Below are 12,867 nucleotides of genomic sequence, written 5' to 3'. Positions count from 1 at the left end.
GCAACCCCCGAGGCCCGCTTAGGCCTCGGCCTCCTCGGCGGTCTCGCCGTCTGTTTCTACGTCGTCTTCCTCCGCATCGGCTTCAAGCTCGGTCGGGTCGACCCAGCCCAGCATGACGCGGGCGGTCATGATCATAGCCTGCGCATCTTCAAGGCTGACCTCAAAGGGCTCAAGCGCGCCATCGTCCTTAACACGCTCGCCGTTGACCGTGGTCCAGCCGCCAGCCAGTTCCCAATCGGCACAGGTGGCGAAATCTTCCAAGGTCTTCACGTCGTCCTTGGCGAGCGCTTCTATCATTTGGGGGGTCAGACCCTCAAATTCAACCAGGCTGTCTTCGACACCGAGCGCACGGGCGTTATCAAGCGCGGCTTTGTTCTGCGCTTCGAGCACATCACGGGCACGGGCCTGCAACTCGCCTGCGGTGTCTTCGTCCACACCGTCGATGACAAGCAGCTCGTCGACTTCGACGTAGGCCACTTCTTCGAGGTTGGTGAAGCCTTCGGAGACCAGCAACTGGGCAAAGAATTCGTCCAGATCGAGGTTGTCCATGAACAGCTTGGTGCGCAGTTCAAACTCGGCCTGACGGCGCTGGCTTTCCTGCTCTTCGGTCATGATGTCGATGTCGAGACCGGTCAGCTGGCTGGCCAGACGCACGTTCTGACCACGGCGGCCAATCGCCAGCGACAGCTGCTCTTCGGGCACGACGACTTCGATCTTGCCGGCTTCTTCGTCCAGAACCACTTTCGACACTTCAGCAGGCTGCAGCGCGTTCACAAGGAAGGTTGGCTGGTCTTCATTCCACGGAATGATGTCGATTTTCTCGCCCTGAAGCTCGTTCACAACGGCCTGCACGCGGCTACCGCGCATACCGACGCAGGCACCGACAGGGTCGATGGAGCCGTCATGCGAAATCACAGCGATCTTGGCGCGCGAACCGGGGTCACGGGCGACCGCCTTGATCTCGATGATGCCGTCATAGATTTCCGGCACTTCCATCTTGAACAGTTCAGCCATGAACTCAGGCGCGGTGCGGCTCAGAAAAATCTGCGGACCGCGCTGCTCGCGGCGCACGTCTTTGATGTAGACCCGGATACGGTCGTTCGGGCGATAGCTTTCGCGGCCGATCTTCTCGTTGCGGCGCAGGATCGCTTCGCCAGCGCCCACATCAACGATGACATTGCCGTACTCTTCGCGCTTGACCAGACCATTGATGATCGTACCGGCGCGGTCTTTGAATTCTTCGAACTGACGGTCACGCTCAGCTTCGCGGACCTTTTGCAAGATCACCTGCTTGGCCGACTGCGCCGCGATGCGGCCCATCTCAACCGGGGGGACTTCTTCGACGTAGGTATCGCCGACCTTGGGGTCGGCCATATACTGCTTGGCTTGGTCTACCGTGAATTCGGCCTGATAGTTCTCAAGCTCTTCGTCCTCGACCACGGTGCGAACGCGGGTGAAGGTCGCTTTGCCTGTCTTGCGGTCGATATCGACCCGGATGTCCATCTCGGCGCCGTAGCGGGACTTGGCGGCACGGGCGAGGGATTCTTCCATCGCTTCGACGACCAGACCGGGGTCGATCATCTTTTCGCGCGCAACTGCCTCGGCGGTTTGCAACAGCTCAAGCTGGTTTGCAGATGTAATGGCCATTAGGTGTCTCCCTCAGCAGACTCTTCAGTCTCGATATCATCAAATTCGTTTTCGTCGATCGCGCCGGACGCTTTGCGCTGGCGGAGCATTTCTTTGATCAGGTCGTCGGTCAACACCAGCTTGGCGTCGCTGAGCCAGTCGAACTGCAAGCCGATGGTGCCTTCTTCGACATTGATCAGCACTTCGCCACCCTCAACGCCAGCCAGCTCACCCTTAAAGCGGCGGCGGCCATCAATCAGCTCGGTGGTTTCGATCTTGGCCTCATAGCCCTCAAAGGCATCGAAATCCTTGAGCCGCGTCAGCGGGCGGTCGATGCCGGGGCTGGAAACCTCAAGCGAATATTCGTCCAAAATTGGGTCTTCAACATCCAAGACCGCGCCGATGGCCTGCGAAATCTTGGCGCATTCGTCCACTTCGATCCCGCCATCAGGCCGGTCGGCCATGACTTGCAGGATGGTGGATTTGCCCGACATCAGGCGGACGCGCACCAGTTCAAAGCCCATGTCCTCGATCACCGGGGTGATGATCTCGGCCAGACGGCGGTCAATGGCAGCTTTGGCAATCAGGTCATTCGACATGAGACATCCAATTTAATCTGGCAGTTTCGTTCAGGCATAAAAAAACGGGCGCGCGGCCCGTGTTCAGGATCGGTGGAGCCTTCGGTTTGGACCCGAAAGCGCCGCTGTTGAAAGGGGATATAGGCCGGAAAGCCTGAAACTGCAACCCCTCTCAGCCGAACCACCACCGCTCAGGCGCGCGCAGGTTGTCCATCGGCGCTTGGCGTCCGGGGTTCGGCGGTTGGCGCAGATCGTCCGACAGGGCGCTGACCCCGCCGGCGCTATCAGCCTGAAGTGTCACATCACCCCGCTCGCGATAGCGGGGCCGCGCGGGCAAATCCGCTGCATCCACAAGCCCTTCGCTCAGTGCTTGCACCCGCACCTCCCGCGCGGGGATCGAGACAAGCTCGACCGTATCGAACCAACCGGCGGTGCCGTCTTTGTAATGTGTCTCTACCCGCTCCGCCAAAACCTGACGCCCGGCGGAAAAGCGCCGCAGACGGTATAGCCCGGTGCCGATCCCGGCCTCGGGGGCGTGGGCGGGGCGGATCACATAGCGCGATTGCGCCAGCAGCAGCGGCAGGTCAGGATTCGCCGTGGCCAATGTGACCTGCACCTTCAGGTCGTCTTGCACCGCGACCTCAGCCTCGGTCAGGACGGATTGCAGACTGGCCACAACATCGCGGGCAGTCAGCGGGCTGCCGTCGTGAAAGCGCACATCGGGGCGCAGATCGAATTGCCACTGCCGCGCGCCGTCGCTGGCTTGCCAGCCAGTCGCTAATTCACCTTTGAGGATGCCATTACCGGTAACTTCGGTCAGCGTGTCAAAGATCAGCCCTTGCCGCGCGACCTGCATGAACAGCCCGTCGCCTTTGACCCAAGTGTCGTCACGCGTGGCACCCGAAAGCGCCAGCCGCAGACGGCCCCCGCGCCGGGGTGGCTCTCCGGCGCTGGCACCTGTCGCGGCCAGCAAGGCTGCAGCCGCACCGGTGGTGAAAAGCGCCCGGCGATCCAGCAGAGAGTTGCGCCCGCGCGTCACTGGCCAATCCTATCCATGGTCCGCACCAATTCGGCACTGATCCCCGGCTCCGAGAGCGCATGCCCCGCGTTGCGGATCATCCGCAGATCGGCTTTCGGCCAGCGTTCCGCCAGTGCGTAGGCCCCCGCAGGCGGGCAGATCATGTCGTAACGCCCCTGCACGATCGCCCCCGGAATATGCGCGATGCGGCCCATATGTTCGAGGATCTGACCGTCGAACTCCAGAAAGCCGTTATTGGTGAAATAATGGTTCTCCAACCGCGAGAACGCCCGCGCATAGGCCGATGGCCCGCCATGCGAAACGCCATCGGAATGCACCGAGGCCAGCGCGTTCTCCCAAGCCGCCCATGCGCGGCCATAGTCCTGCTCGACCCGCAGATCACCCGAGAACAGCCGTCGGTGATAGGCCGCAATCAGATCGTCACGCTCGTCTCCGGGGATCAGATCGACGAACCGCGCCCAAAGCTCGGGCCAGAACCGCCCGGCACCGCCGCCGTAGAACCAATCAAGCTCGGCCTGCGTCATCAGGAACACGCCGCGCAGGATCAGATGGCGCACGGCCTCTGGATGCGCTTGGGCATAGATCAGCGCCAGCGTGGCCCCCCAAGAGCCGCCAAAAACCATCCATTTGTCGATGCCGAGTGTGCTGCGAATCAGCTCGATATCCGCGACCAAATGCCATGTCGTGTTGTCCGTGACGGACGCATGCGGGGTGGAGCGCCCGCAGCCGCGCTGGTCGAACAGCACCACGCGGTAAACCTTGGGATCGAAATAACGCCGCATCGCCGGGCTACAGCCGCCGCCGGGGCCGCCATGGAGCACGACAACGGGGATACCATCGGGGTTGCCGCATTGCTCTACATAGACCTGATGCCCCTGCCCCACAGACAACATCTGCTGGTCGAAAGGCTCAACCGGCGGATAAAGATGCGCTGCGTCGCGTTTTTGGTCGGGATACTTGTCCATTGCCGCCCTATATAGTCATTAAACCCAAAAGAGCACAGGGAGATCAGAATGCAAGCGGATCAATCAACCATCGACCCCGCCGAGATCGCCAAATTCGAGGCGATGGCCGCCGAATGGTGGGATCTGAACGGCAAGTTCAAGCCGCTGCATATGCTGAACCCCTGCCGGTTGGATTATATCACCAGCCAAATCGCGGGCGAGTTTGACCGTGATCTAACTGCCGACGCGCCGTTTAAGGGTCTGCGCATTCTCGACATTGGGTGCGGCGGTGGGCTGCTTTCGGAACCGATGGCGCGGCTGGGGGCCGAGGTGGTCGGCGCGGATGCGGCGGCGGGCAATATCCCCGTCGCGCAAATCCACGCGCAGCAGTCGGGGCTGGAGATTGATTACCGCCACACCACCGCCGAAGCGATGGCCGAGGCCGGTGAGAAATTCGATGTCGTGCTGAATATGGAGGTCGTCGAACACGTCGCCTCCCCCATCGACTACCTGATCGCCTGCCGCCGCCTGCTGAAACCGGGCGGGCTGCACATCTGTTCGACTCTGAACCGCAATCCGAAATCCTTCATGATGGCGATTGTGGGCGCAGAGCATGTGATGCGCTGGCTGCCCAAGGGCACCCATGATTGGAACAAGTTCATCACCCCGGATGAGCTTTTTGACCTGCTGAACCGCGCCGGATTGGAGCCTGTGGACCGCAAGGGCTTCGTCTTTAACCCCGTCGCATGGTCTTGGCGTCTGTCTGATCGGGATCTGAGCGTGAACTACGTGACCGCCAGCCTTAATCCGGGCCTTAACCCTGGCTCAACTGACGCCTGAGCGCGCGCAGGATCGGCAGCGTGGCGCGGACCTGCTCTTCGCCCAGATCATCCACCACGTTGGAAATCATCGGCGTGATCGCGTTCACCGCTGCATCCCGCGCCTGTCGCCCGGCAGGGCTGATGGCGACCATCTTGCGCCGCGCGTCATCCCAATCGGGGCGGATATGGACGTAACCGGCCCATTCCAGCTTGCTCAGCGTGTTGGTCATCGCCCCGCGGGTGACGTTGAAAGTCTCGGCCAATTGCGCGGGCGAGCGTTCGCCGCCGTGCCACGACAGAGAGTTCAGCACCGAAAAATGCGAGATCTCCATCCCGCGCGGCAGAACCCGGGTGAGGCGGCTGCGCACCTGTTGATCGGCGGCCAGCAATTCACCGAACAGCATGATCGCAAGTGTGTTTTTATCGTCGGTCATCTTAGGTCCGGTCAGGGCGCGGCAAAGGGGCGGCGGTTGGCAAGGCTGGGCACTTTGGCGCGGGCCTTGTCACATTCTTCCATGTCTATGTCACAAAAGTAAACGCCGGGGGCCGTCCCGGCATCAAGCACGATCTCTCCCCACGGGGCCACAACCAGCGAATGCCCATAGGTATCGCGGGTCTTATGCTCGGCGCTGGCATGGGTGCCGGTCTGGGCCGGGGCCAGCACATAGCAGCCATTCTCAATCGCCCGCGCCCGCAGCAGACTGTGCCAATGCGCGGCCCCCGTCACCGGAGAGAAGGCCGCAGGCATCGTGAGGATACGCGCGCCCGACTCTGCAAGTGATTGATAAAGCGCGGGAAAGCGCATGTCATAGCAAACTGACATGCCGATCTTGCCAAAAGCCGTCTCGGCCACCACGGCCTTGTCGCCGGGGCGATAGCCTGCGGATTCGCGGTAGGTCTCGGTCGCGCTGATATCCACGTCGAACATGTGAATCTTGTCGTAGCGGGCCGCGATCTCCCCCTGCGGAGAGATCAAGAATGATCGGTTGGCAAAGCGCCCGTCGCCGCCCCGCGTCTTGAGCGCGAGTGAGCCGATCAGCAGCCAAATGCTCGCCTTCGCCGCCTCTTCGCGCAGGGCGGCGAGGGTGGCGTCATCTTCCTCATAGGCGAGCACCGCCTGCTGATGGGACCGGCTGGTGCTGACGCAATTCGTCACCTCGGGCGTCAGGACAAATGCTGCCCCGCCCGCCACCGCCTCGCGCAATAGGGCGCGGGTTTCGATCAGATTGGCGGCCGGATCGTCCGAGACGTTGAGTTGCAGCAGCGCGATTTTCATCTGTCTTGCAGCAGCGCGTCGAGCTTGCCCGCACGGTCCAGCGCATAAAGCTCATCACAGCCGCCCACATGCACATCCCCGATAAAGATCTGCGGCACGGTGCGGGCCCCGCCTGCACGCTGGATCATCTCTTTCTTGCGCTCGGGCTCTGACAAGACATCGACCTCATCAAAGGCCGCGCCCTTCTGGGTCAGCAGGCGTTTGGCGGAATGACAAAAACCGCAGAGCGGCGACGTATAGATTTCGACAGGTTGCATAGGATCACCCTTTGAACAGTTAACGTTGCACAGTGATCTAGGTCTCTTTGGCCACGCGCGCCAGTGCCAGCACGAAAACGGGGCCGGAACCGGCGGCAAGACATGCCTCTGTGCAGGCGGTCAGTGTAGCGCCAGAGGTGAACACATCGTCCACCAAAATCACCGGTCGCATGATGATACGGTGCCGCCGCCGGGGATGAACTGCGATCGCTTCCTGCAGGACGCTGTACCGTTCCGCCCGACCCAGCCCATCGAGCGACGGCGTGTGCCGGACCCGCTGCAACAGATCGGGACACCAACTGTGGCCGGTTTCAGCCGACAGGGCTTTGGCCAGCAAGGCGGATTGGTTGTAGCGTCGTTTCAGCAAACGCCGCCAATGCAGCGGCACCGGCGCGATCAGTGCCGTTTCCGGCAAGAGGCCCTGCGCCGCCTGCGCCATCCACCGCGCGCCCGGGCGCGCGATCTCTTGGCGGTCACCGTGTTTCAGCGCCAAGACCAGCCTGCGCCCCATATCGCGATAGAGCAGCGCCGTGCGGCCCTGTGCCCAAGGCCGCGGGGTGGCAAGACAAGCATCACAATGCGGTGAAGCCACATCCCCGCCGCCCGGCAGCGGCACGCCGCAGGCGTCGCAGACCGTGCCGCCGATAAAGCCCGTGTCGCGCCAACAGGTGCCGCAAAGCCCGAAATCCGCATCAACCAAACCGCCGCAGCCCAAGCAACGCGGCGGGTAGATCAGTGATACTGCTGTTTGAAGTCCTCGTGGCGGCATTCTATGTGTTCCCCATGACAGCACAGCCCACACTGACCGACCCCAAGGCCCTCGCCCATCGCCGCGCACGCGCGACGGTGCGGGGCATGTTCTTGCAGCAGGCAGCCGCCGATGAGGTTCAGGATCGGGTGGGATTGGTTAAAAAAGCGTTTACCGCTCCAGCCATCGTGACCGCTTTCCCGGAGGTCTGGGCGGCCTCCTTCCCCGAGGCCAAGATTACCCCCGAGGCCGAGGTATTGGCGCTAGAACCGCAGGGCCATGATCTGGTGATCCACGCCATGGGGCTGCATTGGGCAAATGATCCCATCGGCCAATTGATCCAATGCCGCCGTGCCCTGCGCCCCGACGGGCTGTTGCACGCCGTGGCGCTTGGCGGGCAGACCCTGCATGAGCTGCGGGCCTGTCTTGGCCAAGCCGAAGCCGAAGTGACCGGCGGCCTGTCGCCGCGCATCGCCCCGATGGGGGAACTGCGCGACCTTGGCGCGCTGTTGCAACGCGCCGGACTGGCGCTGCCGGTGGCCGATAGCCAACCGCTGACCGTGGAATACGAAGACGCTTGGGCTCTGATGCGCGACCTGCGCGAGATGGGTGAGACCAACGCCCTACAAGCCCGCCTGCGCCGCCCCACGGGCCGTGCGGTACTGACCCGCGCGGCAGAGCTTTACGCCACCCATTTCACCGCCGCATCGGGCCGGGTTACCGCGACCTTCGATATGATCTTCCTCGCCGGTTGGGCGCCGGATGAAAGCCAGCAGAAACCCCTGCGCCCCGGATCGGCACAACAACGGCTTGCAGATGCGCTGAATAGTCGCGAAGAGCCTCTCCCCGATTGACCCGACCCTCAGAGCGGCTATCTCTGCGCGGATCATATGTGCGAGGAAACCCCATGCAGGCAGCCCAGCCCGAGACGGCCCGACCCCAACACGGTCCCAGCGACCACCCCAAAGTCCCGCGTCCCAAGGTTGGCGTTCTGCTCGCCAACCTCGGCACGCCGGACGGCTATGACTATTGGTCGATGCGCCGCTATCTAAGCGAATTCCTCTCGGACCGCCGGGTGATCGATTACAGCCCGTGGAAATGGCAGCCGTTGTTGCAGACGGTGATCCTGACCAAACGCCCCTTCACCAGCGGCGCGGCCTATAAATCCATCTGGAACGAGGCCGAGAACGAAAGCCCGCTGGCGACGATCACCAAGTCGCAGACAGCCAAGATCAAGGCGGCGTTGCAGGCGCGTTACGGCGCCGATGTGATGGTCGATTACGCCATGCGCTACGGCAACCCATCGACCCGGTCCAAGGTCGAAGCGATGACCGTTGCAGGATGCCAGAAGATCCTGTTTTTCCCGCTGTACCCGCAATATGCCGGGGCCACGACCGCGACGGCGAATGACGCTTTCTTTGCCGCGCTGGCGAAAGAGAAATGGCAGCCTGCGTCGCGCACCGTTGCCCCCTATTTCGACCGCCCCGACTATATCGAAGCGCTGGCGCAATCGGTCGAGCGTGCCTATGCCGCGAAGGACAAAAAGCCCGACCTGCTGGTCTGCTCCTACCACGGTCTGCCGCAGCGCTATCTGATGGAGGGCGACCCCTATCATTGCCAATGCCAGAAAACGACGCGCCTGCTGAAGGAACGTTTGGGCTGGCAAGACAGCGAGATCATGACGACTTTCCAGTCGCAGTTCGGCCCCGAGGAATGGCTGCAGCCCTATACGGTCGAAGAGGTCGCCCGTCAGGCCAAGGCGGGCAAGAAAAGCATCGCCGTCTGCGCGCCTGCCTTCTCGGCCGACTGCATCGAAACGCTTGAAGAGATCAACGAAGAGATCAAGGAAAGCTTTGAAGAGGCGGGCGGCGAGGATTTCACCTATATCCCATGCCTGAACGATGATGACGCGCATATTGAGGCACTGACCACGATCATCAGTGAAAATCTGGCTGGCTGGGTCTAAGCCCGCCTTGGGGTCGCTGCGGCGGCCCCTTTTTCAACGCCATACGCAGAATACAAAAAAGGCGGTGCAGTGCACCGCCTTTTCCGTTTGATCGTCAGTTCCGATTAGTCGGAAGCAACAGCTGCGGCAACCAGTGCCAGCAGGATCAGGGGAACCAGGATGCCCGAGGACGAACCTGTTGTTTCTTCCACGATGACCGGTGCTTCGACGATCGGCTCGGCCAGCGAACCAGCGAAAGCAGTCGATGCAGCAGCGGACAGAGCAGCGGCGAGAACGAGTTTCTTCATAACATAACCTCCAGAATAGGCGTGCTGTATCATATACATACACGCACCCAAGACTTACCTCGTAATCTCGTTCTAAACAGTATCGGCAAAAGTTTGCAAACCCGGAATCAGCTATTGCATCAAGGAATCAGGGGGATGTCGTCAAATAAGCAACACCTGCGTACCGACCTTTGTCATGGCAAAAAGTTCGGCGATATGTTCATTATAGAGCCCAATGCAACCATTGGAAGACTTGCGACCAATTTTTCTTGTGTCGTGGGTTCCGTGGATACGATAATACGTCCAGCTGAGGTACAGCGCATGGGTGCCCAGCGGGTTATCCGGGCCGGGCCCGACATAGGGCGGCCACTCGGGATTGCGCTTGAGCATGGAAGGCGTGGGACGCCAGCTTGGCCCCTCGACCTTTTTGATGACACGGGTGCGACCCCGGCGCGTAAGGTCTTCGGTCAGCGGCACCGACGAGGGGTAGAGTTTGTAAACGCTCTGATCCTCGGACCAGTAATGCACCGCCCGGCTGTCGATATCGACCAGCACCGCGCCGTTGCGCGTGTTGCTGAAATAAGGGCGCCAATCCAACATCCGGAAGCTCGAGACATTGCGCTGGACCGATTCAGTCAGATCGCGCTCAGTCTCGGTCGTCGCGGAGGAGTTGAAAGAAGAGGTGCTTTGCGCCAGCGCCGGTGTGGCAAGCATCGCGGCGCTGCCAGCCAGAAAGCCACGGCGGCTCTTGATCGAAAAACGGTGAGCGGACATGGAGCGTCTCCAAACTGAAATTATGCTAATTATTGCCTTATATATGGCTCGAAAGACGCAGTTTCAATTGAAACCGGCCCCGCACGGCAGAGTCACGCCTATGTGCGTTTGAACTGCAACGCGCCCCGATGTAAGGCAGAAAAAATCTCATTGCGTGGAGCGCTCATATGATCCGTATCCTGTCCATCCTGCTGGCGCTGACGGTTGCGCTGTCTGCCTGTGCCCCGTCCAGCACGAGTGGCGGCAAAGCCAGCGGTTCCTACCGCATCAGCCGTTCCGACGCGGGTACCATCCAATTCCGCATGCTCGACTCGGTGAATGCGCTGCGCAGCTCGGCTGGGGTCACGCCTTTGGCGCTGGATGCCAAACTGAACGCCGCCGCCGCGACCCACTCGCGCGATATGTCGGTGCAAAACCGTCCTTGGCACTTCGGCTCTGACGGGTCGTCGCCAATCGACCGTATCCAGCGCGTTGGCTATACCGGCGGTCTGGTCGGCGAAGTCATCTCGGAAACCTATGAGACCGAGCTTGAGACCCTCGCCGCCTGGATGGAGCAGCCAGACACCCGCCGCATCTTGATGGCCCCCGATGGCCGCCAGATGGGTTTCTCTTGGTATCAGGAAAACGGTGGCAAGATCTGGTGGACGCTGGTCGTCGGCAACTGAACTTTCGCTGAACAGCGGTTTATCCGGCCCCTGCGGGGGCCGGTGTCGTTTTGACCGACCCGATGATCAGGGTGTGATCAGGATCGGCGTGCCATCGCGCACCATCGCATAGACATCTTCGATCTCTTTGTTGGTGACCGCGATACAGCCCCAAGTCCAATCGTTCTTTTCTTTCTGCCGCGGGTCTTTCTGCCCGTGAATAAAGATATCGCCGCCGGGGCTTTTGCCCATGGCGCGGGCGGTCTCGATATCCCGTGCGTTGGGGTAATCAATCCCGACAGACAGATGGAAGCGGCTGTTCGGATTGCGACGGTCGATTCGGTACAGCCCTTCGGGGGTGCGCCCGTCCCCCTCGAAGGTCTTGTGACCAACCGGAGCGAAGCCCAGCTTGATTGGATAGTCCTCCAGCACGCGGTTATGATGCAACAGCATCATGCGGCGTTGGCTTTTGTTCACAACCACATAGGTCACTTCGGGACCGTTGTATCGTTTGAATTTACTGCTGCTGCACGCACCAAGCGCCACCATAGCGGTGCCGCCAAGTATCATTGTCCTGCGCTTCATCACTGTGCCCTCAAAGCCCCGGCCATTCCGGCCCTTTTTACCTGAGCTACCACAATGAGGGATTAATTTCATTCAAAAAGCGGTGATGAACCACGCCAAATGCGGCCCGTTTGCCTAACCTTCCGGCAGTGTCAGGCAGGCGGCAAGCTCCACATGCGACGACCAGCGAAACTGGTCCACAACCTGCACCCAGTCCAGCCGATACCCTGCCGCCACCATATTTTGCACATCGCGGGCAAAGCTGACCGGGTTGCAAGAAACATAGGCCACGCGCGGCACCCCCGCGCGGATAATCTCGGTCACCTGCGCCTCGGCCCCGGCGCGGGGCGGGTCCAGCACGACGGCGTCGATCTTGGCCAACTCATCCGGCAAGAGCGGACGGCGGAACAGATCGCGTGTCTCAACGGTGAGCGGTTTGGCCCCCTTGGCCCGTCGCCAGCCGCCCTCAAGCGCGGCGGTCATCTCGGCATCGCCCTCAACCGCATGAACCCGCGCCTTTTGCGCCAGTGGCAAGGCGAAGGTGCCGCAGCCGGCGAAAAGGTCGGCCACGGTCTCGGCCTCCCCCACGGCATCCACGACGGCGGCGCGCAGGGCCGCTTCGCCATGGCGGGTGGCTTGCAAAAACGCGCCCGGCGGGGGCGTGACCGCTGCGCTGCCAAAGCGCTGCGCCGGCGGCGCGCGCATTGCGATCACCTCGCCATCCCACGTCAGCCGTGCCAGCGCCAAAGCCTCACAGGTCTGCGCCAACTGCTGTCTCAGCGGCCCGTCGAGAGGTTTGCCATTGGCAACCGACACGTCCAGCCCCTCTTCCGACAGCGTCACGGTCACGGCCAATTCGGCCTTGCGGCTGGTGCCGATCAGCGCCAGTTCCTCGGCAACCTTCAACCCCGGCAAAAGCGCAGGGTCGACCAACTGACAGCCCGGCACCTCGATCAGCACGTCAGAAGCGCGGCCATGAAACCCCGCCATGGCGCCCTTTTTCGTGCGGCGCGCAGCAAAGGTGGCCCGGCGGCGAGATTGCGCAGGCGAGGTTTGGATGGGGCGAAATTCTGTCTCTAACCCATGCGCCGACAGCGCATTGCGGACCACATCGACCTTCCACCCGGCCACGAAATCGTCCGCGGCATGCTGCAACTGACAGCCCCCGCAGGATTTGAAATGGCGGCACGGCGGCGCGACCCGCTGTTCGGACGGCGTAACGATCCGCACATCGCGCAGCTGTTGGCCCTCGACTTCACCACTGACGGTTTCCCCCGGCAGGGTCATCGGAGCAAAGATCGGACCTTCGGCGATGCCGTCGCCGTGGTGGCCAAGGCGCAAGATGTGATGTTCTGTCATAGCCT

At 61.7% G+C, this 12,867-nt stretch carries 16 protein-coding genes; 4 read left to right on the top strand and 12 right to left on the bottom strand.

Annotation, left to right across the window (positions count from 1 at the left end):
- Positions 1-18: 18 nt before the first annotated feature.
- The 4 genes from nusA to pip form a co-directional block, all read right to left on the bottom strand.
- Positions 19-1,647 carry a transcription termination factor NusA gene (gene nusA, locus J3456_RS12870; protein ID WP_349580580.1) on the bottom strand — a complete coding sequence of 543 codons (1,629 nt, stop codon included), beginning with the start codon at positions 1,645-1,647 and terminating at the stop codon, positions 19-21.
- Positions 1,647-2,225: a ribosome maturation factor RimP gene (gene rimP, locus J3456_RS12865; protein WP_243266158.1), complete on the bottom strand. Its 579-nt coding sequence runs from the start codon at positions 2,223-2,225 to the stop codon at positions 1,647-1,649. The genes nusA and rimP overlap by 1 nt, the downstream gene beginning before the upstream one ends.
- Before the next feature lie 151 nt (positions 2,226-2,376).
- Positions 2,377-3,243: an ABC transporter substrate-binding protein gene (locus J3456_RS12860; protein ID WP_349580579.1), complete on the bottom strand. Its 867-nt coding sequence runs from the start codon at positions 3,241-3,243 to the stop codon at positions 2,377-2,379.
- Positions 3,240-4,208: a prolyl aminopeptidase gene (pip, locus tag J3456_RS12855; protein ID WP_349580578.1), complete on the bottom strand. Its 969-nt coding sequence runs from the start codon at positions 4,206-4,208 to the stop codon at positions 3,240-3,242. Before pip ends, J3456_RS12860 begins: the two co-directional genes overlap by 4 nt.
- A gap of 48 nt (positions 4,209-4,256) precedes the next feature.
- Here pip and ubiG point away from each other — a divergent pair, with 48 nt between their 5' ends.
- Positions 4,257-5,027 carry a bifunctional 2-polyprenyl-6-hydroxyphenol methylase/3-demethylubiquinol 3-O-methyltransferase UbiG gene (gene ubiG, locus J3456_RS12850; RefSeq protein WP_349580577.1) on the top strand — a complete coding sequence of 257 codons (771 nt, stop codon included), beginning with the start codon at positions 4,257-4,259 and terminating at the stop codon, positions 5,025-5,027.
- Here the strand turns inward: ubiG and J3456_RS12845 are convergent.
- Genes J3456_RS12845 through J3456_RS12830 form a run of 4 tightly spaced genes read right to left on the bottom strand, consistent with a single transcriptional unit; the run spans position 5,002 to position 7,310 of the window.
- Entirely contained in the window at positions 5,002-5,442 is a 441-nt protein-coding gene (locus tag J3456_RS12845) for a MarR family winged helix-turn-helix transcriptional regulator (RefSeq protein WP_067627893.1), read from the bottom strand. The genes ubiG and J3456_RS12845 overlap by 26 nt on opposite strands.
- Before the next feature lie 11 nt (positions 5,443-5,453).
- Entirely contained in the window at positions 5,454-6,284 is an 831-nt protein-coding gene (locus J3456_RS12840; protein WP_349580576.1) for a carbon-nitrogen hydrolase family protein, read from the bottom strand.
- Positions 6,281-6,541, bottom strand: coding sequence for a glutaredoxin 3 (gene grxC / locus J3456_RS12835; RefSeq protein WP_067941907.1), 261 nt, complete (start codon positions 6,539-6,541; stop codon positions 6,281-6,283). Before grxC ends, J3456_RS12840 begins: the two co-directional genes overlap by 4 nt.
- A 37-nt stretch (positions 6,542-6,578) precedes the next feature.
- Positions 6,579-7,310 (bottom strand): ComF family protein, encoded by a 732-nt coding sequence (locus J3456_RS12830; protein ID WP_349580575.1) that lies wholly within the window; start codon positions 7,308-7,310, stop codon positions 6,579-6,581.
- A 14-nt stretch (positions 7,311-7,324) separates the two neighbouring features.
- On the opposite strand from J3456_RS12830, the gene J3456_RS12825 reads away from it, so the two are divergent.
- The gene (locus tag J3456_RS12825) at positions 7,325-8,143 is read left to right on the top strand and encodes a methyltransferase domain-containing protein (RefSeq protein WP_349580574.1); all 819 of its coding nucleotides are present in this window, start codon (positions 7,325-7,327) and stop codon (positions 8,141-8,143) included.
- 53 nt (positions 8,144-8,196) lie between these two features.
- On the top strand, positions 8,197-9,255 hold the full coding sequence (gene hemH / locus J3456_RS12820) for a ferrochelatase (protein WP_349580573.1): 1,059 nt from the start codon (positions 8,197-8,199) through the stop codon (positions 9,253-9,255).
- Positions 9,256-9,359: 104 nt separating this feature from the next.
- Here the strand turns inward: hemH and J3456_RS12815 are convergent, their stop codons facing one another.
- Both J3456_RS12815 and J3456_RS12810 read right to left on the bottom strand, forming a co-directional pair.
- On the bottom strand, positions 9,360-9,542 hold the full coding sequence (locus J3456_RS12815; protein ID WP_067261136.1) for a hypothetical protein: 183 nt from the start codon (positions 9,540-9,542) through the stop codon (positions 9,360-9,362).
- Positions 9,543-9,683: 141 nt separating this feature from the next.
- Positions 9,684-10,295: a L,D-transpeptidase gene (locus tag J3456_RS12810; RefSeq protein ID WP_067627906.1), complete on the bottom strand. Its 612-nt coding sequence runs from the start codon at positions 10,293-10,295 to the stop codon at positions 9,684-9,686.
- A 167-nt stretch (positions 10,296-10,462) separates the two neighbouring features.
- On the opposite strand from J3456_RS12810, the gene dalA reads away from it, so the two are divergent.
- Positions 10,463-10,960, top strand: a complete 498-nt coding sequence (dalA, locus tag J3456_RS12805; protein WP_349580572.1) for a divisome-associated lipoprotein DalA — start codon at positions 10,463-10,465, stop codon at positions 10,958-10,960.
- Between the two features lie 66 nt (positions 10,961-11,026).
- Here dalA and J3456_RS12800 read toward each other — a convergent pair whose 3' ends face one another.
- Together J3456_RS12800 and J3456_RS12795 are read right to left on the bottom strand one after the other, a co-directional pair.
- Positions 11,027-11,524, bottom strand: coding sequence for a L,D-transpeptidase family protein (locus tag J3456_RS12800; protein WP_259946743.1), 498 nt, complete (start codon positions 11,522-11,524; stop codon positions 11,027-11,029).
- A 114-nt stretch (positions 11,525-11,638) separates the two neighbouring features.
- On the bottom strand, positions 11,639-12,862 hold the full coding sequence (locus tag J3456_RS12795; protein ID WP_349580571.1) for a class I SAM-dependent RNA methyltransferase: 1,224 nt from the start codon (positions 12,860-12,862) through the stop codon (positions 11,639-11,641).
- Positions 12,863-12,867: the final 5 nt, after the last annotated feature.

The sequence above is a fragment of the Sulfitobacter sp. NFXS29 genome (genome assembly GCF_040148765.1).
Lineage (GTDB): Bacteria > Pseudomonadota > Alphaproteobacteria > Rhodobacterales > Rhodobacteraceae > Sulfitobacter.
The sequence above is the reverse complement of the archived record's forward strand: the minus strand, read 5'-3'. Positions and strand labels throughout refer to the sequence as shown.